A 26,684-nucleotide genomic window follows, 5' to 3' on the forward strand; every position below is an offset into this window, starting at 1 on the left:
GGTGTGGAAAGAGCTGCGGATATAGGGCGATAGGCCCACTTCCGCCCTGAAAGGGGCGAAAGTTGTTGGAAAAAGCAGTATATGGTTGGGCCAAATGCACAATGGAGAGGGATATTGGGATAACTATGGGTTATTCAGAGGTTCCCTAGTGTAAGTGGGTGATGTTTCTCATTTGGCTATCGCCGTCATTGCTACCTACATGTACATGGTATATTCGCTTGGTTTCGAAATCCGAAGTGACGGTTTCTGCGTTGGCTGATTTTAAAGACTTTACTAATTCCTTGTGAGGAATTTTCTCATTAACCTTATTGCTGAATATCCATAGATTTATTGCTCCATGAATACCTAACAAGGTCGCAGCTTGTTGGATCGCCTGTGATACGCCTTTATAAAGGTGCTTGTTAGCTCTAACCAGAGCTTGCATTTCCATTTTGTTTTCACCCTCAGCATTGAGGTTTTTTACGTATATATCGCCAAACAGGTCACTTGCTTGGGCGTTGTAATAGTACATGCTGATCCTCACTGCTATGCTTAAGTCCTGAGGCTTTGTCGAGTCAACTTCAAATACCCATATTTCGTCATCTATTTCGAATGCTTGCTTTGATGGGAAAGGGTTGTCATAGAGGTAAATTACCAACATTGGGTTGACGGAGTGTTTCGCTCTCCAAACGTTGAAGTGATCTAATGTGGTTCTTAATACGTACTCACGTGATACTTTATTAACACCAAGCACAACGGATGCATCAACTTTGTGATCGGTGTTTCCTTCGGCTATAGTCATCGCTCCCTTGCGACTAAGTATCTTATTCGCTCCCTAGTGCTATTAAAACTTCTGAAGATAGCCCGCTTGCGTAAAATACTTTGCTTTGTTCTTGCGCTTTCTTAATAGAGCGCTCTACTCCATTGGGGGCTTCGCTATCTAGGCCATAGTCATTTGCGTTGTGCTTAACACACTTCCAAATATCCAATAGTTGCATATGATTGTCTCTCAGATATTCGTGAAGCCTCGCCAAGGCCTCTTGCAGGTCTTTCCCAGGGGCGACTGCGATACCTACTGCATAGTTTGAACCATCCATGTTCATGGGGGTGTTTGGGCTTAATGACGCCTTGTGATGAATAAGCCAGATATCTTCAGTGTTCATTTGATATCTCCAATGTGTAAGCTAAGTGTGCAGTTTATTGTTGGGGGTCTATCCTGTCACTTGATTTTTTGCCAGCCATTTATTTGAATTATAAAGCTTGAAAAGACATGGTTTTCAGAAATCGTTTGTGTGTGTTAGTTTGGTTCGTAGAGTTATGTTAGAGGTGGTTGTTTTTCGGATATTCTCGTATAAAGCCGCTTCGGACGCTCGTAGTGTTTGTCTTTATTTGAAAACAAGTTTTTCTCTTTGTTTTTAGTCGTTATTTCATCATATTTCACTTTAGTGAATCAGGTGTTCTCATTGTTTGTTTAAAGCATTATGTCGTATCACTGAATATTCGGGTTGGGGTGAGTGACTGCATTGAGATGTTTGCTTTGAATGCCCCCGCCCGTGGCGCTAATAAGCGAATTGAGGTTTGAATAGGGAGTGGAAGGAGCGTGACGGTTTCGATTTTTCTGGATGATGCAGGCAAGGAGTTGGAGAAGCGGGCGGCGGGGAAAAGGGTCGCTTTGGTGTTTCATTTGAAAATAAAGCGCAGCGAGGATTATCTGAGTTGGCTGCGAGAGAGTGCGAATCAGTGCGGTGGTGAGCGGTTGTTTCGCGTGCAGGCGGACCCGGTCGCCAGGGAGGGGATGTGGCTGGATGAAATTTTGATTGATGAGTTTCCCTCGCCCAAGGCTGCTTTGAGCTTTATGGCGACTCATGGCGAAGCTTTGCGGAGGCATTGTGAGTCGTGGGCCGTGCTGGCGGTGGTTCCTGAATCTCCTTGGCTGTTTCGGATGGTGAGATGGATGTCCAGGCTGATTCAGGTGTTTAAAGGCGTTCGTGATACGGGGACGCCTGCTGCCGGGTGGGCGGCTGAAAATACGGCGATTTGGCCTGACCAAGCTCAAATGGCTGTCGCTCGAAGTCAAAGCCTGGATGATCCCTTGTTCGTCTACAATCTGAATAAATACAAAGCGGTAGCGGAGTATCAGGGAGAGGTGGAGTCTGAGCCTTCCGTTAGCGGTAAGGAAGCCTATGATCGCTACGCTAAATTGGCCGGATTTGAACTGATGCGACGAGGCGCGTTTCCCGTATATGGCGGAACGCCGGTTTGTTTGCTGGCGGGAGAACCGGACTGCATGCTGCAGGATAACTGGGATAAATTTATTTTTGTGCGCTATCCCCAGAGAAGGAATCTACTGGCTACGATAGAAGGCGATGCCTTCGGCGAGAGCCAGAAGCATCGCGATGCGGGGCTGGCGCGAGTGGCGATATTTATGGCCAGTCCGATTGGCTCAAGTTGAGCCTCGTTCTATACGGGGCTCCTTCTCCACTTCCACCCACTGCGTCATCCAGTCTCGAAACGCCTCCATCGCTGGGGTGGGCGACCGGGACTTCAGTCGCGTCAGCCAGTATCCGCCTTCGGAAATGAAGCAGGAAAACGGCTGTTGAATGGTCCCGGAGGCGAGATGGCGGGCGAACATCAGTGGCGGCGCCAAAGCCACGCCCACGCCTTGCAATGCTGCTTCCATCATGGCGATGGACGAGTCGAAAACAATGCCTTTTATCAAGTTGGCCGGATGCGCCATGCCGGCGGCGGCGAACCAGTTGCTCCATTCGTTGGCGCGATAGGATCGCAACAGCGTGTGTCCGCTCAAATCTTCCGGCGTGCGCAACGTTTCCGCCAGGGCGGGGATGCATAAAGGCGTTAACGGCGCTTCGAAAAGCGGTGCGGCGTCGACGCCATGCCAGGCTCCGTCCCCGAACCGGATGGCGTAATCCAGGCCTTCCGCGGCGATATCCACGCGATTGTTATTGGTCGACAGACGTACTTCCACAAAGGGGTGCTGCTGCTGAAAGTCAGCCAGACGCGGCAGTAGCCATCCCACCGCAAAAGTGCCCACCACTCCCAACGACAGCACTTCGCGAACTTGCCCTCCCTCAAGCCGGGACAACGCCTCAGACATGCGGTCGAACGCCTGATTGACGGTGGGTAACAGCGCCTCGCCCTCTGGCGTGATCATGAGCCCGCGGGGCAGGCGTTTGAACAGCTTCACGTTGAGGCGCTCTTCCAGCACCTTGACCTGGTGACTGACGGCGGCCTGAGTGACGCAAAGTTCGATGGCGGCCTGGGTGAAACTCAGGTGTCGCGCGGCGGCTTCAAAAGCTCTGATGGCGTTAAGAGGAAGATGTGGTCTGGCCATGGATGCCCAAATTAAATTTATGGCTAATGCAAAAATTGGTCGTTTGTTATCAACTCTCCTGGATCATAAGCTATTCAACCCTAAGCGTTAAGGGCTTTGTCGCTGGTTTGGTATAAATATAATTTGTGCTTTTCAGGCCAAACCTTTTTTCGGCGGTTGATAGGTCAACGCTTAGTCACTTCATTCAATATGGCGAGTAATCTTGGAGATACTTATGAGTTTTTTGGTGACGCGTCGTCGTTTGGCGGCGTTACTGGGATCGGCGTGCGTAGGCGGGCTATTAATGTTTTCCGGCGTCAGCGCAGCGGCGGATAAGCCTGTTCAGTTGGAAAAGGTTTTTGCAAAACTGGAAGATCGGCTGGGCGCGCGCATGGGAGTGATGGTGCTGGATACGCAGACCGGCCGAACCTGGGAGCAGCGTGGACAGGAACGTTTTCCCCTGTGTAGTACCTTTAAAGTGCTGGCCTGCGCGGCGTTGCTGGCGAAAGTGGACGCCGGTGAGGAAAATCTGACGCGCCGCGTCCAGATTCAAGCTCGGGATATTGTTACCTATTCTCCTGTCACCAAGGACCGTATCGGCGGAGAGGGAATGACGCTGGGAGAACTGTGCCAGGCGGCCATGACCAAAAGCGATAATACGGCGGCCAATCTGGTGCTGAAAGCGGTCGGCGGTCCACCCAAGCTGACCGAGTACCTGCGTGGTCTGGGGGATGAAATCACCCGTCTGGATCGCTGGGAAACTGAACTGAACGAGGCGACGCCGGGGGACCCACGGGATACGACCTCGCCTGCGGCGATGGCGTCTACATTGCGGAAGCTGTTCTTGAACTCTCCGCTGTCGCCCACATCCCGTCAGCAACTGACTGCCTGGTTTCTCGCGAACGAAACGGGCGACGCCAAGTTGCGCGCAGGCTTGCCGCAAGACTGGCGCATTGGCGACCGTACTGGCGGCGGCGCTTATGGCTCCACCAATGACGTAGCGGTGATCTGGCCGCAAGGGCGCGAGCCTCTGATCGTGACCGTGTATATCACAGAGACGGAAGCGACTTTTGACGATCGCAACAAGGCGATTGCCGATGTCGGTCGCGCAGTGGGAGCGGCGTTTCAGCCCTGAGGCAGGAATCGCTAAAGCGAAGATTCAAAACAAGGGTAAATCGGACTTACCCTTGATACGTCTGTCTGGCTCAACGGAGTGGGGCGTATGTTTTATCAGTGTTGCGCAGGCGCAAACAGGATGCATTGCATGAGCTCCGCCAATTGCGTGGAAGTCGCTTTATGCAGCGCCTTCTTGATGAGCTGGATATTGCTCATGGCGGTATTGGGCATGGCGTCGCCGCTTTCTTCCAAAGCGCTGATAAAACGTTGCAGGGGCGGCGAGACGGCTTGATTGACGGCCAGGCTGTTGAGTTTCAAAAAGGCCGGCTGAGTCAGCACAGCCTGATCGATGGCTTCCTGTCTGATAGTGTCCACGAAGCGAATCAGACCCTCTTCCGACAGCCAGATCATGGCGGCGAAGCAGGCTTGATGTCGTACGCTGTGCAGCCCGAACTCATCCGGCGTGTCCGCACCGGAAATATCCTCCACAAAGACGGCGCTTTTGCGGGGAAAAGAGTTATAGAGCTGAATCAGGACTTTGGCTGCGTCCTTGTAGAACTCTTCTATGTGTATTTCTGGCACGATTCAATTCTCGGTTAGTTCGCTATAAAGGCGGACGCCTGCCGGAGCGCGTCCGCCGCAAAGGCGACGAATTATTGTTCGTAGCCTTGCAGGAAGTGGCTGATGCGGCCAACCGCGCCCTCCAGTTCATCCACCCTCGGCAGGAACACCAGGCGGAAATGCTGAGTGTCCGGCTGATTGAAGGCGGAGCCCTGAACGATCAGGATGCGTTCCTGCCGCAGCAGATCCAGCACCATTTTCTCATCATTGTGGATGGTCAGTACCTTGGGATCAATTTTAGGGAAGAGGTACATGGCGCCGCGAGGCTTGACGCAACTGACGCCGGGGATCTGCGAAATCAGATTGTAGGCGGTGTCGCGCTGCTCCAACAGGCGTCCGCCTGGGGCCACCAGATCGTTGATGCTCTGGTAGCCGCCTAATGCGGTTTGAATGCCAAGTTGCGCCGGCACGTTGGAGCACAGACGCATGGAGCTGAGCATGGTCAGGCCTTCAATGTAGTCATAGGCGCGCAATTTGGCGCCGCTGACGATCAGCCAGCCGGCGCGATAGCCTGCCGCCCGATAGTTTTTGGACAGGCCGTTGAAGGTCAGGAACAACAGATCGTCCGCCAATGAGGCGATACAGGTGTGCTCCGCTTCGTCATAGAGAATCTTGTCGTAAATCTCGTCGGCGAGGACGATCAGACGGTGGCGGCGCGCCAGCTCTACGATTTGCTGCAACAATTCCCGGGAATAGACGGCGCCGGTGGGGTTGTTGGGGTTAATAATGACGATCGCCTTGGTGCGCTCGGTGATCTTGCTTTCGATGTCCGCAATATCCGGGAACCAGTCCGACTGCTCATCACAGCGGTAGTGGACGGCGCGGCCGCTGGACAAAGTAACGGCGGCGGTCCACAGCGGATAATCCGGCGCTGGAATCAACACTTCGTCGTTGGTGTTCAGCAGCGCCTGCATCGCCATGACGATCAGCTCGCTGACGCCATTGCCCAGGTAAATATCCTCGATATCCACGTTGGCGATGCCGCATTGCTGGGTGTAATGCTGCACCGCCTTGCGCGCGGCGAACAGACCTTTAGAATCCGCATAACCTTGCGCATGGCTGAGGTTGTAAATAACGTCTTGCTGGATCTCTTCCGGAACGTCAAACCCGAATGGGGCGGGGTTGCCGATATTGAGTTTCAGGATTCGATGGCCTTCTTCTTCCAGGCGTTTTGCTTCCTGGAGCACTTGCCCACGAATTTCATAACAGACGTGGAGCAACTTATTTGATTTCTTGATTTCATGCATACTTAAACCGCTGCCGGGAACTGGCCTATAAGAAACATATATATAGAACATAAAAGGGGGCTGCGTATTATTCAATTGATGTCCCCATAATTACAAGCGGGATGCGGAAAGTCGCATATCGCAGCCTTGTGTCGGCGCAAGGTGCGGAACAATTCAGCGCCGCCTGCGTCAAAGTAAATGGAATATCGTTCAAGCGAGCAGAGAGTAATTGAGTCGGAGGTCTTATGGATAAAGTAAAGAAAAGCGACCAGGAGTGGCGCCAACAACTAACGGATGAGCAGTATCGGGTGACCCGAGGGAAGGGGACGGAGCGTCCTTTCACGGGTGAGTATTACGATACGAAAGACGCAGGCGTGTATGTTTGCGTCTGCTGCGGCGAGCCGCTGTTCACCTCGGAGAATAAATATGATTCCGGCTGTGGATGGCCCAGTTTTTGGGCTCCGATGGAAAAAGAAAAAATCACGGAAGAAATGGATATGAGCCATATGATGGTGCGCACGGAAATCCTGTGCAGCAAGTGCGACGCGCACCTGGGACATGTTTTTGACGATGGCCCGCAGCCCACCGGGCAGCGTTACTGTGTGAACTCCGCCTCGCTGCGTTTTCATTCCGCTGACGGCGACGCCAAACAGGAAGACGAATAACCGGCGCTCCGCGTCTCAGGAGAATAATCGTGAAATTTGCAGATCGGCTGGCGGCGGTGCGGGAGCGCTTCGGCTCCGACGAGGCTATGCGCGCTGCGTTATCAGTGGCGGCGGATGCAGAGCAACTGACGCAACAGTCCGACGCTTACTATCTTTCCAATATCAGTCGGCGGATATTTCGCGCCGGGCTGAAGCACAGTTTTGTCGACTCTCGCTGGCCGGCTTTTGAAGAAGCGTTTTTCGGCTTTGAGCCGGAAAAAGCAGAGCTGTTGTCAGAGTCCGATCTGGATGAGCGTATGAAAGACGCCCGGCTCATCCGGCATTGGGGCAAGATGTGCTCGATTCCTTATAACGCCGCGATGGTGAGAGAAGTCTCCCGCGCTCATGGCGGTTTCGGTCGTTTTCTTGCGGAATGGCCGGAGACGGATATTGTCGGGTTGTGGCGCTATCTGGCCAGACAGGGCAAGCAAATGGGCGGGCAATCAGGGGCGCGTTTCCTGCGGATGGTCGGCAAAGACACCTTTTTGCTGACGGACGATGTGGTCGCCGCGCTCAAAGTGATGGGCGTGGTGGAGAAAATCCCGACTTCGCAGAAGCAACTGCAGCATGCCCAGGCGTTTTTCAATGAGTTGGCGCACAGTTACTCATTGCAGCTCTGTCAGCTAAGCCAGATCCTGGCCTACAGCGTTGGCTAATCGCTGAGAAAATGGGTAAGGGCCAAGTACACAACGATCGCCGCCTGGAGCCTGCCTGGCGGCGAAGTTTTGTGACCCTGAACGCAAAAGATCTCAGGAGAGATTGAAAATATATGTTGTGCACAATATTATTTTTCGAAATACAAAGGAGGAACCTATGAGCGTTTACGACTATCAGGTAGAGGACATCAAAGGCGCGAAGCGGGACATGTCTGAATTCAAGGGCAAGGTGCTGTTGATCGTTAACACCGCCAGCAAATGCGGCTTCACGCCACAGTTTTCCGGTCTGGAGTCCTTGTATGAGAAATACAAAGATCAGGGTCTGGAAGTTTTGGGGTTTCCCTGTAACCAGTTCATGCAGCAGGACCCTGGAGAGAACGCTGAGATTGCTGAGTTTTGCCAGCTTAACTATGGCGTCAGCTTCCCGATGTTCGCCAAGATCGATGTCAATGGCGATAGCGCGCATCCTCTTTATAAGTTTCTGAAGAGCCAATCCAAAGGGCTATTGGGGACGGAGGGGATCAAATGGAATTTCACCAAATTCCTGGTGGACAAGAACGGTAAAGTCCTTGAGCGTTTTCCGCCTACCGCTACCCCAGAGAAGCTGGAAAAGCCGATCAAGGAACTGTTGGCGTGACGCTACCCGCTTGTCAGGAGGGACGGGAAGATCAATTGCTGGCGTTGGATAACCAGATTTGTTTTCTGCTGTATTCCTGCTCCCGCAGCATGACGTCTCTCTACCGACCTCTGTTGAATGAGCTGGGGCTGACCTATCCGCAGTATCTGGCGATGCTGGTGCTGTGGGAGGGGGACAAGTCCGGTGGGGCGATGAGCATCAAGCACATCTGCGAGCGTCTGTTGCTGGATACCGGGACGGTGACGCCGTTGCTGAAGCGGCTGCAGCAGCAGGGGCTGATCACCCGTCAGCGCTCAGCGGAAGACGAGCGTAGCGTTTTGCTGGGGCTGACTGACGCGGGAAGGGAGCTTAAGGCGCGAGCGGCGAAAGTGCCGATGCAATTACTGTGTAAGGCAAATGTGGCGATTGAGGAGCTTGAACGTTTGAAAGGCGATTTACGCGGCTTTCTGGATCGCATTCAGCAACTGAGCTGAGGCGTTTAGGCGAACTTGCTGCTGGCGGCGGCTGCAACAGGGTCTTCCAGCCATTTTGCCAGCATTTGAGTGAGCGCTTTTTTCTCGTAAGGCTTGGTGAGGTAGTCATTCATGCCGCAGCTGAGACAGCGCTCCTTGTCGCCCTGCATGACGTTGGCGGTGACCGCGATGATAGGCAGGGCGTCATACTTGGCGTTCTGACGAATCAGCCGTGTGGCCTCATAGCCATCCATCACCGGCATATGACAGTCCATCAGAATGATGTCGTAATGGTCGTTGCCCACCAGATCCAGGGCGTCCTGTCCGTTGTTGGCGATGCTGACTTCGTAGCCCAGTTTACGCAGGATGGTCTTCGCCACCAGCTGGTTAACCTGATTATCTTCCACCAGCAGCACATGTTTCTGGCCTACCGGAGCCTCCGGCATATCCGTCCCTTCCGTAATCACCGCAGCGCCACCGGGGTTAGCGGCCTTGTACAGGGTGTCGTACAGTCTGTCGCGGCTGACCGGCGCGCTGATCATCTGCTCGATACGCATGGCTTTGAAGGCGTTAGTGTCAGACGGAATGTTTTGCCGCGCCACCAGAATCATATGTACGTTTTCAATATCCTGATGCTCCACCAATAGCGGGGAGAGAGATCGGGAGTCGAACAAAATAATAGTATTGGGCTCAAAACGCTGTTCTTTAAACTGAACATCCTGCGGGTGTTCATAAGGATAGGAAGCGCAGGGCAGTTTCCAGTTCTGGAGTTCGGCGCTGATGCACTCAAAGGTGCGATTTTCTGTCTGATGCAACAGCACAAAATGATGTTTGAACAGGCTTTCGTCCACCTTCGGGCTGGGCGTGTTGTGGTCCGCCAGCAGGGGCAGGGTGACCATGAAGCTGCTGCCGCGTCCTCGTTCTGAATTTACCTCAATCTTACCGCCCATATGGGTCACCAGCTGCCGGCACAGGGTCAGACCGAGACCGGTGCCGCCGTATTTACGGGTGATATCGGCGTCGCCTTGAGAGAAGGGGGAGAAAATAGACTCCAGTCGATCCGCTTCGATGCCGATGCCGGTGTCGGATACGCGGATTTCCACGCTCTGGTTTTTCAGAATGCTCAGACTGACGGTCACGCTGCCGGTCTCGGTAAACTTGATGGCGTTACCAGTCAGGTTGCTGACGATCTGGCGAATACGGGTAGGGTCGCCGTAAACTCTCTCTGGGAACGTGGGGTCAATATTGGTGTACAGGGCCACGTTCTTGGCGTGTGCGTTTTGCGCCAACAGACGGGACACGTCCTCGACGGTCTTGCGAAGATCGAAGGCGATGTTCTCAAGCGTCAGCTTGCCGGCTTCCACTTTGGAGATGTCCAGGATGTCGTTGAGCAATTCCAGCAAGGCGACGCCGGAGCTGTAGGCGACATTAAGCTGTTCTTTCTGCTTCTCGGACAGCGGCTCTTCCAGCGTCAGGCTGATCATGCCCAGTACGCCATTGAACGGGGTGCGAATCTCGTGGCTCATATTGGCGAGGAAGTCCGCCCTGGCTTTGGCGCGGCTGACCGCTTCCTCTTTGGCGACGCGCAGGTCGTGGTTGCTCTTGATGAGCTGTTTGTTCTTCTCGGACAGCTCTTTGGTGCGGCTGTCGACAATCTGTTCTAACTGCTCTGAATAGGTCTTCAGGCGCGATTCGGCTTTTTTCAGCTTGTTCAGGTTCTCATCGATGGCCTGCAGCTGGTTGTTGGTGGAGTTGACCAGAACGCCGATTTCATCCATTTCATGGCCTTTGGGCACAGGCAGACGGATTTTCTCAGGAGTCTCCGGATCGACTTCGCTGACCGCGGAGATGACTTTCACCAGCGGCTGGGTCAGCATGATATAGAACAGAATCAGCAGCACCGCGGAAAGGATCAAGCTGCGTAAAAAGCCGGACACCAGGGTAAATGCCGCCCGCTTGAGGAACTCCGCGCCGCTGGGATAAGTGTCCACGACCACATTCAGGTCGCCCAGAACAAAGTCATTCAGCTGCGGTACGAATAGCGTTTCAGTGTAGGTGCGACTGGGTTGGAACAGCAGGTCGCTGAGCCAGCGGTAGGCGGAGGTCTGTGGCTCGCGTTCTTTACTGGCCAGCAGCCGATTGTCCGTGTCGATAATCTCCGCATGGATGATCGAAGGGTGCTCAAGCAGCCCGTCCAATAACTCTGCGGCGAGTCTGGCGTCAATGTTATAGGCGATCTGTGAGGCCGGCGCATGGCTAATCGCGACGACCGCGCGAATTTCCGCGTCTAGAGAATTTTTTTCGTTGAGAAAGTCGATGATGACCTGGATCAGACTCAGCACCATGCCCAGCAGCAAGGCTACGGCGACGGTGTTGCGCGCCAGTCGGAAGGATAGTCGGTTGTTGATGCTAATTTTCAAGGGTTATTCCCATGAACGCCAAGCGAGCGGCGGAGACAGAGGAAACTGTCCGGCGCTCCGCCGGTCAGGAAAGCACAAGCGCTGTCCGGGCCGTCCGCTCTAATCATAAGACTGCTTTTTCTTCCACTTTTCTTCTTCTGTCATCATCTTGTCCAATTGCGCGCTAAGCCTGTCGCTTCCTTCCGCAACTGCTTCAGATTTGGTCTGCGCCGCTTCAGTGGCAAGTTTTTCCAGCTCTTTGATGCGTTGACGATAAATAAGCATGCTTTTCTGCGCAAGGGGATTCTTCTCTATTTTGCCCAAAGCCTCGATAGCGTCATGATAATGATGAATAGCGACGCGTGGCCGGTTGGTGGCCAGGGCGTGTTTGGCCTTGTTGACGTGGGAGTCCGCCAGGGAGCGGACAATCAGGAATTGGGTGTTGAGGAGGTGTTTGACGCCCGCTTTCTTTTCTATGCGGCCTTTTTTGACCTGCACCTCAATGAACTTGTACAGCCCCTTGAGCAGTTTGCGGACTTCCTGCATCACTGCCTGATTTTGCAGATCAAGCTGAGGGAAGTCGGCCTGACTATTTATATTCTCCTTTATGACTTCCCACTCTTCGGCCTGGCTTTCGTGATCGCCCCGATGACCGAGATTGGCGAGCTCCTTGATGGTTTCCTGGGCGCGCGCCACCACCAGCAGACGAATGTCTTTGGCGGCGTATTGGGGCGGCAATCCGGTGGCCAGCGCTTTCAACAGACGCAAACGGTCGAGCAAAGCGTTGAGCTGACGTTGCCGGGCGTCCTTCGCCTTTTCGCGCCACTGTCCCAAGTAAATCAGAAGCAACACCAAAATAATGACGCCGCCTATTAAGGCGGTAATATTCGTTGCAGACATCTGGGTCGTATATTTTCTATATAAATTTAGAACTTACGGAAAGTATAGATGAAACTGGGAAAGTCTACGGATTTCTGCAAAAAAATGTCTGTCTGGGTGGAGAAGGCGGCTGCCTGACGAAACTACGCCGATAGAGACTTTGGCGTTACAAAAAGCTGCAAAATTCCCCGCGTTTGCGATATGTCGGACCAGCGTTCCATGTCAAAGCGGACTTGAGCGACGCCGCAGGTGGGGAGGTTAGCGATGCGGCTGTCGGAAATAGCGTTTAGCAGGTCTGTAAAACCGGGATTGTGTCCAATAATTGTGAGATTGGCTTGCGTTTGCTGTTTGATCAGAGCCAGGAGTGTGGTGTAATCCGCCTCGTAAATTTTGGCGTCCTCCTGCGCTACTTTTAATAGCGCGGGATTGTCCTGGCCCAGTAATTGCAGAGTTTGCCGGGTTCTGCGTGAAGGACTCAGCAGGCATACATCGGTGGAGAATTTCATATTCTTCAGCAAACCGCCAATCCTGGGCGCGTCCCTTAATCCCCGTTTTCCCAGCGGCCTTTCCAAATCAGGCAGTTGTGAATTTTCCCAGGAGGATTTTGCGTGACGGATCAGGGTTAGGGTGTGCATGAGGGGCTGCCGGAATTTGCGCGAACTCGTATTTATAACGTGAAAATTATTCTGCCATCAATTAATTCAGGCGTGCGTCAACATTGTGCGTCGATGGAGAATTGTAATAGCATCCGCACTGTAATGATAAAAAGATCGTTCAGTCCTAGATCTACCAAGGATAATTATATGAAAAAAACTATAATTGCTGCTTGTATGGGGTTAACTTTGGTTCAGCCGGCGATCGCCGCGGACTTCAAACCGGCCGTTGTTTACGATAAAGCCGGCAAGTTCGACAAGTCATTCAATGAGGCGGTTTTTCGAGGAGCGGAGAAGTTTAAAAAGGACACCGGCGTTGAAGTGAAAGAGGTGGAGCCTACTAATGAGGCTCAGGTTGAGCAAGGTCTCGAGAAGTTAGCTCGTCGCGGCTCCAGCCCAATTGTAGCGGTTGGTTTCAGCCAGGCGAATGCGGTGTCTTCAGTCTCCGCAAAATATCCAGACGTTCAGTTCACTTTGATCGACATGGTTGTGGATAATCCTAACGTTCACTCCATCGTGTTCAAAGAACATGAAGGTTCATTTTTGGTCGGCGCATTGGCGGCGATGAAGTCCGCAACCGGTAAAGTCGGTTTTATCGGCGGTATGGACATCCCTCTGATTCGTAAGTTTGGCTGCGGCTTCGAGCAGGGCGCCAAGTACGAAAATCCGAAAGCGGAAGTTTTCACTAACATGATCGGCTCCACCGGCGCGGCGTTCAATAACCCGGGCAAAGCGGCGGAACTCGCCAAGAGTCAGTTTGACAGCGGCGCGGACGTTATCTTCGCAGCGGCCGGCAGCAGCGGCAGCGGCGTATACCAGGCGGCCAAAGACGTGGGCAAATACGCTATCGGCGTAGACAGCAACCAGAACCACCTGCATCCAGGCACCATGCTGACTTCTATGGTCAAGCGTGTTGACGTAGCGGCGTACAGCAACTGGATGGCGGCCAAAGACGGCAAGTGGGAGCCAGGCGTTGAAGCCTTAGGGTTGGCGGAAAACGGCGTTGATTGGGCGCTGGACGAACACAACCGCTCGCTGGTGACCAAGGAAATGGAAGAGAAGGTCAATCAGATCAAGGCGGATATCATTTCCGGCAAGATCAAAGTGCACGACTACATGTCTGACAACAGCTGCAAATACTAAGCGGGTTGTGAATTTAACGACGGCGTTGTAAGCGCCGCCACGAAAGAAATATCGCCGGGCGTGAAGGGCCCGAAGCCGGGTTTTTAGACGCCCCGGGACAAGTTTTTTCTTGCCCGGGTCTGTCATTTATCTTGACTACTTGGTCAGAAAAATGAGAAAAAACCCTGCGCGGGTGCTTAAGCCCGGCGGATTTCCGAGTAAACTAACAACCGATAAACCAATTCGGGATTTCCCATTTCCATGACTAGTAACGCATTGCAGCTTGAGAGTATCAGCAAGCGGTTCGGCGCTGTATTGGCTAATTCGGACGTTAGCCTTTCCGTCGAACAGGGAACTATACACGGCGTCATTGGTGAAAACGGCGCAGGTAAGTCGACCCTGATGAGCATACTCTACGGCTTTTATCAGGCGGACAGCGGTTCCATCAAAGTTTTCGGCAAGGAAGCAAAAATCCACGATTCTCAGGACGCCATCGACGTCGGCATCGGCATGGTGCATCAGCACTTCATGCTGGTGGATACCTTCACTGTGCTGGAGAACATTACTCTGGGTTGCGAAGGCAGCATGTTGCTGAGCAAGGGCCAGGCGCAGGCGCGCGAGGCTTTGAGTAAACTGTCCCGGGAGTACAACCTTAAAGTTGACCCTGACGCCCTGGTTGGCGAGCTGCCGGTCGGCGTACAGCAGCGGGTGGAAATCCTGAAGGCGCTGTACAAAGGCGCAAAAATTCTGATCCTGGACGAGCCCACCGGCGTACTGACGCCGCAGGAAACAGACGACCTGTTCAAGATACTGTTATCTCTGAAAGAGCAGGGCGTGACCGTCCTTTTGATCACACACAAACTGAAAGAAATCATGCACGTGACGGACAATGTGTCCGTTATGCGTCAAGGCAAGATGGTGGCCCATCGCCATACAGCGGAAACCAACCCCGAAGAGCTCGCTGAGCTGATGGTCGGGCGCAAGGTGGTACTGCAATTAGAGAAGCCTGCGACGGATGCCGGCTCCAAAGCGCTCACCGTCTCCAACCTGAAAGTGCGCGACGCCCAAGGCATTGAGCGGGTGAAAGGAGTTTCCTTTGAAGTCGCAGCTGGCGAAATAGTCGGCATCGCAGGGGTGTCCGGCAACGGGCAGACCGAGCTGATGGAAGCGCTGGCGGGTATGGTCTCGCCGGAATCCGGGGAAATTCGCTACGGCGACCTGTTAATTTCCGCTGATCATAAAGTCTGCCCCTCTGAGATGCGCAAAGCCGGCGTGGCCCACGTGCCGGAAGACCGCCATCGGGTCGGCCTGGTGACTTCCTTCAGCGCCAGCGAAAACGCCATTCTGGGCTATCATCGCAGCTCCGCCTGGAATAGTAAGGGCGTACTAAGTAGCTCCACTGTTGGTAAGCACTGCGCGGAATTGATGGCCGATTTCGACGTACGTCCGCAGGACCCAACCCTTAAATGCGCCAACTTCTCCGGCGGCAACCAGCAGAAACTTATCCTCGCCCGTGAACTCGATCAGACGCCTAAAGTGTTGCTGGTAGGCCAGCCAACGCGCGGCGTGGACATCGGCGCGATTGAGTTTATCCATCAGCGTCTGTTGGATATGCGCAACCGCGGCGGCGCCATTCTGTTGGTATCCGTTGAGCTGGATGAGATTCTTTCTCTGAGCGACCGCATCATCGTCATGTGCGACGGCCGCGTCACTGGAGAGTTAGCCGCCTCGGAGGCGGATGAATGTACGCTGGGGCTGATGATGTCGTCGTCCCGGGATATCAACGCCAGCGAAGAGAAAGAATAATGAAAGGTCTGGATCGTAATTTGCCCACTTGGGTCAATGTCGGCTTGTTGCCGCTGTTGAACGTCGTTACCGCATTGCTGATATCCGCCGTGGTGTTCTGGCTGATCGACGTTAACCCGCTGGAAGCGGCTGAAATTCTGTTGTACGGCGCCTTTGGCTATCAGGAAGGCATAGGGTTTACGCTGTATTACACCACTAACTTCATCTTTACTGGTCTGGCTGTAGCGATCGCTTTCCACGTCGGTCTTTTCAATATCGGCGGCGAAGGTCAGGCCTACATTGGCGGCCTTGGCGTCGGCCTGCTGTGTCTGGCGTTGGACGCCTCCGTGCCCGGGCCGGTGTTGCTGTTGCTGAGCACTCTGGCCGCTGCGCTGTTCGGGGCCGCCTGGGCGTTTATCCCGGGCTGGCTGCAAGCCTATCGCGGCAGCCACATCGTTATCACCACGATCATGTTCAACTTCCTGGCGTCATCGCTGATGGTTTATCTCATGGTGAACGTGCTGCGTGAACCGGGACAGATGGCGCCGCAAAGTCGCGCCCTGGCGGAAACCGCCTGGCTGCCTTTTATGCATGACTTGTTCGCGGCGATTGGCATTGAGTTTGAACGCTCTCCATTGAACATTTCTCTGTTCCTGGCTTTGCTGTGCGCATTTGGGGCCTGGGTATTTATCTGGAAAACCAAGTGGGGTTATGAGATTCGCACCGTCGGCAGCAACCAGCAGGCGGCGGTCTACGCGGGTATCAAACCTGCGCGGGTGATGTTGCTGGCCATGGCGATTTCCGGCGCCTTGGCGGGCTTCGTCGGCGTTAATGAAATCAATGGCGTGCAGCATCGTCTGTTACTGGATTTCCATTATGGATATGGGTTTGCAGGCATTGCGGTCGCTCTGATGGGGCGCAATCATCCCATCGGCATCGTGCTGGCGGCGCTGTTGTTCGGCGCGTTGTATCAGGGCGGAGCTGAGCTGGCTTTTGAAATGTCCAACGTGAACCGGGACATCGTCGTGGTCATGCAGGGTCTGGTTATTTTGTTCTGTGGCGCCTTGGAGTTTTTGTATAAGCCCTTGATCGCCAATATGTTCAAGGAGAAAACGGCATGATTGATACCTTGATTCTCACTTTGGACGCCACCATGCGCGTGTCCACGCCTCTGATTTTCGCCGCCTTCGCAGGCATGTTTTCCGAGCGTTCCGGCGTGGTGGACATCAGCCTGGAAGGTAAAATGCTGGCGGCTGCGTTCACTGCGGCGGCGGTCGCTTACCTGACCAATTCCGCATGGCTGGGTCTGGGCGCGGCCATTATGGTTTCCGTGTCTCTGGCGATGTTGCACGGCGTCGCCTGTGTCACGTTCCGTGGTAATCAGGTCGTCAGCGGCGTGGCTATCAATATTCTGGCTGCGGGTCTGACGATGACGCTGGGCCTAAGCTGGTTCAAGCAGGGCGGACAGACTCCACAGCTGACTGACGCTGCCCGCTTTTCCATTATTGAGTTCCCGGGCGCGGAGATGATGAGAGATGTGCCGGTAATCGGCGGCATCTATTCTGAAATGCTCAGCGGCCACAATATCTTTGTTTACTTGGCCTTTTTGGTCGTGCCGTTCTCCTGGTGGCTGTTGTTCCGCACGCGTTTCGGCTTGCGTCTGAGAGCTGTTGGCGAAAACCCGAAAGCAGTGGATACCGCAGGTATTTCCGTGCATCGCATGCGCTACGCCGCATTACTATGCGCAGGCATTTTGTGCGGTTTCGCCGGAGCCTATATCTCCTCCGCTCAGAATGCGCAGTTCGTACGCGATATGACGGCCGGGCAGGGCTTTATCGCGCTGGCGGCGCTGATTTTTGGTAAGTGGCGTCCTCTGCCTGTTCTGGGCGCCTGTCTGCTGTTCGGATTCCTCGACGCTGTCGCCGTGCGCTTGCAGGGCGTGGAAATTCCCGGGTTGGGTAAGGCGCCGATTCAGTTGATTGAGGCGTTGCCATACATCCTGACGGTAGTTCTGCTGGCGGGCTTCTTTGGCAAAGCGGTGGCGCCCAAGGCGATCGGCTTGCCTTATGTGAAAGAACGTTAGGTCAAACACTGATAAAGACATATCTGCGTCGCCAGGGCTCTGACCATTTGGCCTTGGCGACGACCTAAGGAAGACTATGAAAGTTCTGAATTTCGGTTCTATTAATATTGATTATGTCTACCGGGTGCCTCACTTTGTGCGCCCGGGGGAAACGCTGGCCAGCGACTCGCTGTCGACAGTGTTGGGCGGCAAAGGCGCTAATCAAGCCATCGCCTTGGCGCGCGCGGGCGTTCAAACCGCCCATTTGGGGCGAGTGTCCGCGGCGGATGCCTGGGCGGTAGACCTGATGCGCGAAAGCGGCGTGGATGTCGCCACCGTCTCACAAATCGCTGAGCCCAGCGGTCACGCCATCATTCAGGTGGATGACGCGGGTGAAAACGCCATCGTGTTGTTTGGCGGCGCCAACCGCAGCTTTTCTCAAGAAGAGGTGGTCTCCGCTGTGTCCGCTCTGGACGAAGGCGACTGGCTGCTCATGCAAAACGAATGTAATGGTGTGGAATGGGCGATTGCCGCCGCAGCAGAGCGTAAGGTGAAAATTGCGTTCAACCCTGCGCCGATGACGAAAGACGTCAAGACGCTGCCTTTGCAGCAGGTTGATCTGTTGATTCTCAACGCGATGGAAGCCTGCGACCTGGCGGAAACCGCAGATGCGGACGCCGCATTACAAGCCTTGGCGAGCAAATACCCAAACACTACGGTTGTGGTGACACTGGGTGGCGAAGGCGCTTTGGTCATGCACGGCGGCGAGATTGTCACCCGTCCGGCGGATAAAGTGACGCCTGTGGACACCACGGGCGCCGGCGACACCTTTGTCGGTTATTTCCTGGCTTCGCTTATTTCCGGTTATGAACATTCCGCCGCTCTGGCCAGGGCGGTTAAAGCGGCCGGCATTGCGGTCACCCGCCCCGGCGCTTCTCCTAGTATTCCAACCGCCCAGGAGGTGGATTGATTTATGTACCCAATTATTATCGATACGGATCCCGGTGTAGATGACGCGATGGCGATCGCCTTCGCCCTGGCGCATCCTGAGATTGAACTGGTGGGCCTGACCACTGTTTTCGGCAATGTGCCGGTTGCTCGCGCCACCCGCAACGCGCTGGCTTTGGCGGAGCATTTTGGTGTCCCCAATCTGCCAGTGGCGCAAGGCGCCAAATACCCTCTGGTGCAGTCGCCGCTGCCGCACCCTGACTTTGTTCACGGCGCGGACGGTCTGGGCAACATGGATTATGACGCTCCTCAAGGACAAGCCGTGGCGCAAAGCGCAGCGGAGTTTATCGTTGAACAGGCCAATCGCCTGAATGGCGAGCTGACTGTCGTGGCGATTGGACCGCTGACTAACTTGGCGCTGGCGCTCAAACTGGACCCGGACCTGCCCAGCAAGTTGCGTTCTCTGGTGATCATGGGCGGAGCTGTAGACGAACCAGGAAACGTATCGCCTATCGCCGAAGCGAACTTCCTGTCTGACCCTCACGCCGCGGACGTGGTGTTGGGTGCGGACTGGCCGGCGGTTATCGTTGGCCTGGATGTAACGCATAAAATCATTCTTACGGACGGCAATCTGGCGCAACTGCGCGACAACGCCGGTGAAACTGGTAAATTGCTGTGGGAAACCAGCCGTTTTTACGTGAATTATTATTCCAATACCGGCGCAGCGTCCGACCATGACGAAGCAGGCTGCTGTATGCACGACGCCGCTGCGGTGGCTTATGTGGTGGCTCCGGAACTGTTCACCTGCATCAGCGGACCTGTGCGGGTTATTAGTGAAGGGGTTGGAGCAGGGCAATTGACGATTAATCGCAAGGGCTACACCTATCTGCTCAAGCATTGGGAAGACCGTCCCGCCGCCAAGGTCTGTATGGACCTGGAGGTGGAGAAAGTACGTTCTTTGTTCCTGGATACGATCATCCAGCACAAAGTGCGCTGAACTGATAAATAGAATAATGACGGTAACGAACTTCTCATGATAAAAGGCCCTTGTACTCCAAGGGCCTTTTGCGAAGTGAGCGTTACTGAGCGGCCACGGGCGTTTAAGAATAACTCAGCTTAGGGCTTGGGTCTGTTGGCGATTGCTTTCGCCACCCCTTTTTGGCTATTTTCCCTTTCTCATTGCCGGAGACGCGATTCGGCGGCGTAGCCAGCTCGCCGGGGTCTTCACTGTGAGTAATGAAATATGTTTCAAAATCGGCGCTGTTCCCAAAGGACAACGGGCCCGGATATAAAAACAGAAAGGAAAAACACATGGTAGCAAAGCAACGCAAACTGGGCCTGGCCATTCTGGCGGCCTGTTCATTGACGGTCGTCGCCTGCGCCCCGATGCAAACGGGTCCGCAGAAAGACAAGACGTACCATATCACCCTCCTGCACACCAATGATCATCACGGCCGCTTCTGGCCCAACAAGTACGGCGAGTACGGCCTGGCGGCGCGTAAGTCTCTGGTGGATGAGATTCGTCAGGAGGTGACGGCGGAAGGCGGTCATGTGCTGCTGCTGTCCGGCGGCGATATTAACACTGGCGTTCCTGAGTCTGATTTGCAGGACGCTGAGCCGGATTTCAAAGGGATGAACATGGTCGGTTACGACGCCATGGCGATCGGCAACCATGAGTTTGACAACCCGATCGACATTTTGCGTATGCAGGAACAGTGGGCGAACTTTCCATTCCTGGCGGCGAATATCTACGACTCCAACGGCAAGCGCCTGTTCGAACCCTATAAAATCTTCAACGTCGATGGTCTGCGCATTGGCGTAATGGGTCTGACGACGGAAGACACCAAGAAGCTGGGCAACCCTGAATTTATTGACGCAGTTCAGTTCACCAAGCCTTCTGACGAAGCGGCGAAAGTACTGCCAGAGTTAAAGAAAAAGGCGGACGTCGTTATCGCGGCGACCCATATGGGCCACTACGTTGACGCTAATTACGGCATCAACGCTCCAGGCGACGTTACTTTGGCCAGAACCGTTTCCGGCATCGACGTGATCGTTGGCGGCCACTCCCAGGACCCCGTGTGTATGACTGGTGAGAACCAGCGGAATGAGTCCTACAAGCCGGGTGATCCCTGTATGCCGGATGTGCAGAACGGCACGCTGATCATGCAGGCCCATGAGTGGGGCAAATACGTGGGGCGTGCGGATCTGGAATACCGCAATGGCGAATTGAAACTGGTTAAATATCAGTTGATTCCGGTTAACCTGAAGAAGAAGGTTAAAAACGCGCAGGGTGAAGACGAGCGCGTGTTCGTGACCGAAGAGATCAAACCGGATCAGAAAGTGTTGGCCTTCCTGCAACCCTACCAGGACAAAGGTCAGGAGCAGCTGAATCAGGTCGTGGGCGATGTTGACAAGCGTTTGGAAGGCGACCGCAAAGTGGTGCGTTTCAAACCGACCAACCTGGGTCACCTGATTGCGGCGGCGCAAATGGAAAAGGTGAAAGCGGATCTGGCGGTGATGAACTCTGGCGGCGTACGCGACAGCATCGACGCAGGCCCGATCACTTACAAAGAAGTGCTGATGGTGCAGCCTTTCGCCAACATGGTGAGTTCCGTAGACCTGAGCGGCAAAGAGCTGCTGGACTACCTGCGCATTGTGGCGGAGAAGCCAGTAGATAGCGGCGCGTTCGCTCAGTTCGCCGGTGTGCAGCTGCAAGTAGTTGGCGGCAAACTGAAGTCCGCCAAGGTAAACGGCAAGCCTATCAATCCGAAGCAGACTTATCGTATGGCTATCAATAGCTATATCGCTTCCGGCGGTGACGGCTATCCGAAAATCGACACTCATCCGGGCTACGTGAACAGTGGGTTTGTCGACGCGGAAGTGTTGATGAGCTATCTGAAGAAACACTCCCCGGTTAAAGCGGCGGATCACGAAAAAGCGGAAGTTATCCGTAAGTAAGCTTTCCTGAAGTGAAAGCGCTTCAGCTTCCCCTTTCTTCCAGCGTAAAGCATAACAGGAGGAAGGGGAGGTCTGATTTCCTCTTCTTCTGTATTTCCCGTCCAGAAAAAACTAATCCGTCCGGCGATACATTACATCAGTTCGCAGCACATATTTGATTCCAGCTTTGACCTCGCAGCCTTCATGAAATATCTCGTGCTGAAACGCCAGCGCCAGACCCGCCTTGGGCGAAATTGTGACTTCCGGCGTCACAAAAAATCCCGTCTCGCCGCCAGCTTCAACTTCATTCAGATATAGCAGCAAGGTGTAAAAGCTACGCTCATTTTCCGAACGTCCGTAAAAGCCATCAGAGTGAGGAGCGAACTTCATCCCTGGTTTGTATCGGTAGCATCGGAACAACTCATTCAACCCTGCAATAGACCATCCAAACACCGTCTGAGGCAGCTCGCTTTTTAGTTTCTGGTACAGGTAGTAGGCGTAGTCGGGATCGTTTTTCATCACCCTTTCGTTATTTCGATAATCCGGTCTATAGATTTCGCCTTTATGTGTGTGAAGAGGGGCGGCTTTGGGGTTTTGATCGTCAATGTATTGAATCCAGTCAAGGCATTCCGGCGCCGGAATAGCCTCTTCCACGGTGGAAATATAGGGAGCGCTATGATCGATGTTCATATGGATTTTGTAGGTTGGATTATTAGAGGAAGAGAGCGTTTTATAACGGCGCTAATTTTACCATTTTTTGCGTGTTTTCAGGGTTTTTTGTTAGCTCTTTTTGTCGTCTAAGTATTTGAAAATAAAATATTTAATTTAGTTTTTTTGTGGGGTCGTCAGAGGGTGGTTGAAGTGTAGGTTGGACCTTTCGACGGACTAAATCCATTTGTTAGTCCTGAAAACGACAGGACCTGCGCATGGCAGGCCCGGTCTCTGTCTCCTTTTGGTTCGTCAAAGACGCGCTGTAATTATTCCTTCTTCAAATAAGCGCCCGGACATGCCCAGATATGCGCATCAGTCAGTGGCTGATAGAAGACCCAGAGAGTGTCTTTAAGCGTCGCTATGGCGAGAGGCGTATCTGAGTTGCGGAATACGCCGGAGACCGCGCTGGAGCCGCTCCAGCCCGCCTCAGCCAGGGTGCCGTACCCATTGCTGGTGGTGTCGTTTTCGGCCGGGTTATAGGAAACCAGGTTGGCGGGCGTCAGCGTGCCGCTGATGGAGAAAGTTTCGAATAACAGTTGTCCGTTAGCCGGTCCATCGGAGCGTCGGTTGTGCGTCAGATAAACGACACCATTCAGGGTTGCGGCCGCTAATTCTCCTGAAGCGCCGACGCCTTCGGCCACCGGTTCATCTTCGTTCGGCGTCACTGGATTGGGCGCTTCGCTGAAGTGATTCAGAGAGAAGGCGCTGGCGGACCATTGATTCACGGTGGTGTCGTCATAGGGGCCGGCGTATTTGCTGTTCTCCACTGTCACTTTATTGAATTCCCCGGTGTTGTAGCTCATGCAGGCTAACTGTCCGGTTTTCACAATTTTATAGATCAACAAAATGGTGGGCCCGAGGGCTGTGAGTGTGAAAGGTCCTTCGCTGTGGGTGCAAATAGCGGGGGAAGGACCCTGCCAGGCTCCATTGTTGAAGGTCAGGCTGTGCAATTGCTGAGTCGCATTATCGCGGTAGACCAGCATAAATCCTGACTGGTGCGGGATGCTGGTCAGAGCAATTTCTTCGACTTCTCCGGTATCGGGCGTTTCCGCCAGCCGCCAGCCGTTTTCAAGATCATAGTGCTTGATGATCAATCGCTTATTTGAGTCCCGATAGGCCAGCGCGAGCCCGTCTGCATTGGAGGCCAAATGCAGATAGCCATCGCCATCCTCGGCGACAGTGACTTCAGGCGACCATCTATGACCGTCAAACACAGAGTGCTTCAGCGTTCCATCTATGTCCGCGCTGACCACATAGAGTTCATCCTGGTAGGCGGCGGCGCTCAGGTTCTGCTTGCCGCCAAGGGGCGTTTCCCGTGGAGGCAGCCATTGGAAGGATTTACCCCACAGGAACTGAAACCAATTGGCGTCCCTGTCGTTTTTCTGCAGATTGCCCAGGTTGAAGTTCTTTTCGATGGTTTTAAGCAGGCTGTAATGGTTATAGCCTTCCGCCTGTTTGCCGGGCTTGATCATGTCCCCGAGAAGAACGGTATAGATTTGATTGGGACCATCGTAGGTGTACTTTTTGCCTTTGTCGTAAAAGGCTTCGAAGTCGGCTTCGTCGTAGGTGACCACCACCAGGGTTTTCGGCGGCAGTTTACTGTTAGGGCCGGGAAAGTTCAGACCGGAGAAGAAGGATTGCAACCATCTCGCCTGCTGGTCGACTAATACCGGTGCGCGCTCGCCATTTAAGCTGTCATTGAGGGTGCCCACCAGGTAATGGCCGTCGTTCCACATATTGGGCGTGAACCACGCATATTCAGGAAAGTCGTTATTGAGCAGGTCGCGCCAGAACCCGGCTTCGTTGTCTATTTTTTTCCAGCGCTCCTGATTGTCCAGGATGTTCTGGAAGGACGAAAACGGATTGTGTTTGATCACATAGGGATAGTGGTCGCGAGGCTTGAAGTTTTCAGGAACCCAGGGCGTATCGTCAGGGACGTAGCTGTCCATATAGGCTTTCCAGCGCAAATTCAGCGGAGAGGCCTCGATAAGATCCACAATCGTCTTTTGCGGGAGAGGCTGGGGCTGGTCGTCATCGCTGACATTGCAGAGTTCTCCCGCAATGGAAGTAATGTAGTTGGTCTGAGAGGGATGCATGACGCCGAAGCTGTTGGTCAGCTCAATTCCCTGAGCGGCCAGATTACGCATGTATTCGTTTTCCTGCACGTAACCCCGGTACTCGTTCTCAAACATGATGATCAGGACATGATCAAAGACGCGCTCTTCCATAAAACCTCCCTATTCGCTTTGGGCGGATAAACTGTACTGGCGGAGTGAAACTTCAACTTTTGGTTGCGGAAATGAGTGCCCACGTGATCTGGATTTTTCGCAGGGAATGCAGTCAGTGAGTCCGATAAGAATGCATTCAGTGATGGGGGAGTAAAGGGGGCTGGAGTTTGATCGAGACAAATTGTCTAACCCGTCCATAGAGGGCTCCCTGGGCTTTGATCCACTAACCACTTGCTTCCGCACAGCAATCGGAAGCCACTTTTTTGTCTTCTATTGAAAGTTAGTATAGACCGTTTATTGATCAGTACGTGACGTCAAGGCGGGTGCTTCTCGTTACGCCGGTAACAGCCAGGGTTGCGTCAGGCGTTCCGGGCTTAAGTCGCTTCGGAAAACGGATGATTAACCGGCGTTGTAGGGGAATAGCGTTTGCGAGTCTCTGTTCCATTCGAACAGCGTTTCGTGTGACTTAGCGGATGCTGGCCATCCTTTTTCCAGCGCTGACTCGATCACTTTTCTGACTTCGGCGGGAGTGATCGGTCTCAACTCAAATAGCTCCTCTGCTTTTTCTGGAGGGCATGCGATCACGGGGCCGAAGTTGAGCCAGGGGTCATCAAAACGTGTGGTGACAATCAGCTTCTGACTTTTGTTATCAGAAAGCCAGATTGTGAGTCGCAGATATCCGGTCTCTTCTTTCAAGCATCTCTCATGCGAAATGACGTAGATGAAAGTGAGTTCACTCACCGAAATTTTGCGAAGTTTGCTTTTCATCAATAAGACGGCTCGATTGGCGTAGCTGACGCTCAATCTAACAAAAAAAAGGCGACCTTGCGGCCGCCTTTTTTCGGGGACTTAGCGTGAAAATCGGTTCTTAGTGGAACTGATCTTCTTCAGTTGAGCCGGTCAGAGCGGTTACTGAAGACTGACCGCCTTGGATAACGGTGGTCATGTCGTCGAAGTAGCCGGTGCCGACTTCTTGCTGGTGAGCAACGAAGGTGTAACCTCGTTCCGCAGCAGCAAATTCGGTTTCCTGCAGTTCCACGTATGCGGACATGTCGTTGCGAGCGTACTTGTACGCCAAGTCGAACATGTTGTACCACATGTTGTGGATGCCCGCCAAAGTGATGAACTGGAACTTGTAGCCCATGGCTGACAGTTCGCGCTGGAACTTGGCGATAGTGGCGTCGTCCAGGTTCTTCTTCCAGTTGAAGGAAGGAGAGCAGTTGTAGGACAACAGTTGGTCTGGGTATTCCTTCTTGATCGCTTCCGCGAATTTCCTGGCTTCAGCCAGATCCGGCGTCGCCGTTTCACACCACAGCAGGTCGGCGTATGGCGCGTAAGCCAGGCCGCGAGCGATGGCTTGGTCAATACCGGCTTTAACGCGGTAGAAACCTTCAGAAGTACGGTCGCCAGTGACGAACGGCTTGTCGTAGTCGTCGCAGTCGGAAGTCAGCAGATCCGCCGCGTTGGCGTCAGTACGCGCCAGAACGATGGTGGATGTGCCGGAAACGTCAGCGGCCAGACGGGCTGCGATCAGTTTCTGTACAGCTTCTTGAGTCGGAACCAGAACTTTTCCGCCCATGTGGCCACACTTCTTAACGGAAGCCAACTGGTCTTCGAAGTGAACGCCGGAAGCGCCTGCTTCGATCATGGCGCGCATCAGTTCGTAAGCGTTCAATACGCCGCCGAAACCGGCTTCCGCGTCAGCAACGATCGGAGCGAAGTAATCGATGTAGCCTTCGTCGCCTGGGTTCAAGCCTTTTTTCCACTGAATCTGGTCAGCGCGACGGAAAGAGTTGTTGATGCGCTTAACGACTGCTGGAACAGAGTCCACCGGGTACAGAGACTGATCCGGGAACATGGACATGTAAGAGTTGTTGTCCGCAGCAACCTGCCAGCCTGACAGGTAGATAGCCTGGATGCCGGCTTTAACCTGCTGTACAGCCTGACCGCCGGTCAGAGCGCCCATGGCGTTGACGAAGTCCTTCTCAGGACGAAAAGCGGGTTTGGCGCCTTCATTGATCAGCTTCCACAGCTTCTCAGCGCCGCGCTTGGCGATAGTGTTTTCGATTTTCAGGGAACCACGCAGGCGCACTACGTCTTCAGCAGAGTAGGTGCGTCTTACGCCTTTCCAACGTGGGTTTTCCGCCCAGTCCTTCTCGATGGCTGCTATTTCTTCAGCGCGATTGTAATTTCCAGTTGTCATCGCTCAACGACCCTCTTTTGGTTTAGTCGAATTTT

25 protein-coding genes are annotated in these 26,684 nt (G+C 53.8%); 13 read left to right on the plus strand and 12 right to left on the minus strand.

What is annotated here, in order from left to right:
- Positions 1–145: 145 nt before the first annotated feature.
- Both KP814_RS04950 and KP814_RS04955 read right to left on the minus strand, forming a co-directional pair.
- Positions 146–781 carry a hypothetical protein gene (locus KP814_RS04950; RefSeq protein ID WP_216735716.1) on the minus strand — a complete coding sequence of 212 codons (636 nt, stop codon included), beginning with the start codon at positions 779–781 and terminating at the stop codon, positions 146–148.
- Between the two features lie 22 nt (positions 782–803).
- Positions 804–1,142, minus strand: coding sequence for a hypothetical protein (locus KP814_RS04955; RefSeq protein WP_216735717.1), 339 nt, complete (start codon positions 1,140–1,142; stop codon positions 804–806).
- 437 nt (positions 1,143–1,579) lie between these two features.
- Here KP814_RS04955 and KP814_RS04960 point away from each other — a divergent pair, with 437 nt between their 5' ends.
- Positions 1,580–2,431, plus strand: coding sequence for a Dimeric alpha-beta barrel (locus tag KP814_RS04960; protein ID WP_216735718.1), 852 nt, complete (start codon positions 1,580–1,582; stop codon positions 2,429–2,431).
- On the opposite strand, the gene gcvA is transcribed toward KP814_RS04960, so the two are convergent.
- Positions 2,423–3,331 (minus strand): LysR family transcriptional regulator, encoded by a 909-nt coding sequence (gene gcvA, locus KP814_RS04965; protein WP_216735719.1) that lies wholly within the window; start codon positions 3,329–3,331, stop codon positions 2,423–2,425. The two genes, KP814_RS04960 and gcvA, sit on opposite strands and share 9 nt — an antisense overlap.
- A gap of 226 nt (positions 3,332–3,557) precedes the next feature.
- Between gcvA and bla the strand changes: the two genes are divergently transcribed.
- On the plus strand, positions 3,558–4,445 hold the full coding sequence (gene bla, locus KP814_RS04970; protein ID WP_371824038.1) for a class A beta-lactamase: 888 nt from the start codon (positions 3,558–3,560) through the stop codon (positions 4,443–4,445).
- A gap of 95 nt (positions 4,446–4,540) precedes the next feature.
- Here the strand turns inward: bla and KP814_RS04975 are convergent, their stop codons facing one another.
- Positions 4,541–5,008 (minus strand): hypothetical protein, encoded by a 468-nt coding sequence (locus KP814_RS04975; RefSeq protein ID WP_216735721.1) that lies wholly within the window; start codon positions 5,006–5,008, stop codon positions 4,541–4,543.
- Between the two features lie 71 nt (positions 5,009–5,079).
- The gene (locus KP814_RS04980) at positions 5,080–6,294 is read right to left on the minus strand and encodes a pyridoxal phosphate-dependent aminotransferase (RefSeq protein ID WP_216735722.1); all 1,215 of its coding nucleotides are present in this window, start codon (positions 6,292–6,294) and stop codon (positions 5,080–5,082) included.
- 224 nt (positions 6,295–6,518) lie between these two features.
- Here KP814_RS04980 and msrB point away from each other — a divergent pair, with 224 nt between their 5' ends.
- The 4 genes from msrB to KP814_RS05000 all read left to right on the plus strand — a co-directional run bounded on the left by msrB (position 6,519) and on the right by KP814_RS05000 (position 8,743).
- Complete coding sequence (gene msrB / locus KP814_RS04985; protein WP_216735723.1) at positions 6,519–6,938, plus strand: peptide-methionine (R)-S-oxide reductase MsrB; 420 nt, start codon at positions 6,519–6,521, stop codon at positions 6,936–6,938.
- A 29-nt stretch (positions 6,939–6,967) separates the two neighbouring features.
- The gene (locus tag KP814_RS04990; RefSeq protein ID WP_216735724.1) at positions 6,968–7,633 is read left to right on the plus strand and encodes a DNA-3-methyladenine glycosylase I; all 666 of its coding nucleotides are present in this window, start codon (positions 6,968–6,970) and stop codon (positions 7,631–7,633) included.
- 157 nt (positions 7,634–7,790) lie between these two features.
- Complete coding sequence (locus tag KP814_RS04995; RefSeq protein ID WP_216735725.1) at positions 7,791–8,270, plus strand: glutathione peroxidase; 480 nt, start codon at positions 7,791–7,793, stop codon at positions 8,268–8,270.
- A complete protein-coding gene (locus tag KP814_RS05000) occupies positions 8,267–8,743 on the plus strand; it encodes a MarR family transcriptional regulator (RefSeq protein WP_216735726.1) in 477 nt (158 codons plus the stop codon). The genes KP814_RS04995 and KP814_RS05000 overlap by 4 nt, the downstream gene beginning before the upstream one ends.
- Positions 8,744–8,748: 5 nt before the next feature.
- Here the strand turns inward: KP814_RS05000 and KP814_RS05005 are convergent, their stop codons facing one another.
- The 3 genes from KP814_RS05005 to KP814_RS05015 form a co-directional block, all read right to left on the minus strand.
- A complete protein-coding gene (locus tag KP814_RS05005) occupies positions 8,749–11,142 on the minus strand; it encodes an ATP-binding protein (protein WP_216735727.1) in 2,394 nt (797 codons plus the stop codon).
- Positions 11,143–11,241: 99 nt separating this feature from the next.
- Entirely contained in the window at positions 11,242–12,021 is a 780-nt protein-coding gene (locus KP814_RS05010) for a hypothetical protein (RefSeq protein WP_216735728.1), read from the minus strand.
- A gap of 122 nt (positions 12,022–12,143) precedes the next feature.
- Positions 12,144–12,635 carry a histidine phosphatase family protein gene (locus KP814_RS05015; RefSeq protein WP_216735729.1) on the minus strand — a complete coding sequence of 164 codons (492 nt, stop codon included), beginning with the start codon at positions 12,633–12,635 and terminating at the stop codon, positions 12,144–12,146.
- A 168-nt stretch (positions 12,636–12,803) separates the two neighbouring features.
- Here KP814_RS05015 and KP814_RS05020 point away from each other — a divergent pair, with 168 nt between their 5' ends.
- The 7 genes from KP814_RS05020 (at position 12,804) to ushA (ending at position 21,528) form a co-directional block, all read left to right on the plus strand.
- Positions 12,804–13,796, plus strand: a complete 993-nt coding sequence (locus KP814_RS05020; protein ID WP_216735730.1) for a BMP family protein — start codon at positions 12,804–12,806, stop codon at positions 13,794–13,796.
- Positions 13,797–14,036: 240 nt separating this feature from the next.
- A complete protein-coding gene (locus tag KP814_RS05025; protein ID WP_216735731.1) occupies positions 14,037–15,581 on the plus strand; it encodes an ABC transporter ATP-binding protein in 1,545 nt (514 codons plus the stop codon).
- Positions 15,581–16,681, plus strand: a complete 1,101-nt coding sequence (locus tag KP814_RS05030; RefSeq protein ID WP_216735732.1) for an ABC transporter permease — start codon at positions 15,581–15,583, stop codon at positions 16,679–16,681. Before KP814_RS05025 ends, KP814_RS05030 begins: the two co-directional genes overlap by 1 nt.
- Positions 16,678–17,643, plus strand: a complete 966-nt coding sequence (locus tag KP814_RS05035; RefSeq protein ID WP_127969704.1) for an ABC transporter permease — start codon at positions 16,678–16,680, stop codon at positions 17,641–17,643. Before KP814_RS05030 ends, KP814_RS05035 begins: the two co-directional genes overlap by 4 nt.
- Positions 17,644–17,719: 76 nt before the next feature.
- Complete coding sequence (locus tag KP814_RS05040; RefSeq protein ID WP_216735733.1) at positions 17,720–18,592, plus strand: ribokinase; 873 nt, start codon at positions 17,720–17,722, stop codon at positions 18,590–18,592.
- A 3-nt stretch (positions 18,593–18,595) separates the two neighbouring features.
- The gene (locus KP814_RS05045; protein ID WP_216735734.1) at positions 18,596–19,567 is read left to right on the plus strand and encodes a nucleoside hydrolase; all 972 of its coding nucleotides are present in this window, start codon (positions 18,596–18,598) and stop codon (positions 19,565–19,567) included.
- Positions 19,568–19,881: 314 nt separating this feature from the next.
- Complete coding sequence (gene ushA, locus KP814_RS05050) at positions 19,882–21,528, plus strand: bifunctional UDP-sugar hydrolase/5'-nucleotidase UshA (RefSeq protein WP_216735735.1); 1,647 nt, start codon at positions 19,882–19,884, stop codon at positions 21,526–21,528.
- Positions 21,529–21,639: 111 nt separating this feature from the next.
- Here ushA and KP814_RS05055 read toward each other — a convergent pair whose 3' ends face one another.
- The 4 genes from KP814_RS05055 to aceA all read right to left on the minus strand — a co-directional run bounded on the left by KP814_RS05055 (position 21,640) and on the right by aceA (position 26,649).
- A complete protein-coding gene (locus KP814_RS05055; RefSeq protein ID WP_216735736.1) occupies positions 21,640–22,197 on the minus strand; it encodes a 2OG-Fe(II) oxygenase in 558 nt (185 codons plus the stop codon).
- A gap of 287 nt (positions 22,198–22,484) precedes the next feature.
- Positions 22,485–24,446: an alkaline phosphatase family protein gene (locus KP814_RS05060; protein ID WP_216735737.1), complete on the minus strand. Its 1,962-nt coding sequence runs from the start codon at positions 24,444–24,446 to the stop codon at positions 22,485–22,487.
- Positions 24,447–24,845: 399 nt separating this feature from the next.
- Complete coding sequence (locus KP814_RS05065) at positions 24,846–25,142, minus strand: hypothetical protein (RefSeq protein ID WP_216735738.1); 297 nt, start codon at positions 25,140–25,142, stop codon at positions 24,846–24,848.
- A 172-nt stretch (positions 25,143–25,314) separates the two neighbouring features.
- Positions 25,315–26,649: an isocitrate lyase gene (gene aceA / locus KP814_RS05070; RefSeq protein ID WP_011396215.1), complete on the minus strand. Its 1,335-nt coding sequence runs from the start codon at positions 26,647–26,649 to the stop codon at positions 25,315–25,317.
- Between the last annotated feature and the right edge of the window lie 35 nt (positions 26,650–26,684).

Origin of the sequence: Hahella sp. HN01, assembly GCF_018986435.1 — a bacterium.
Classification (GTDB): Bacteria; Pseudomonadota; Gammaproteobacteria; order Pseudomonadales; family Oleiphilaceae; genus Hahella.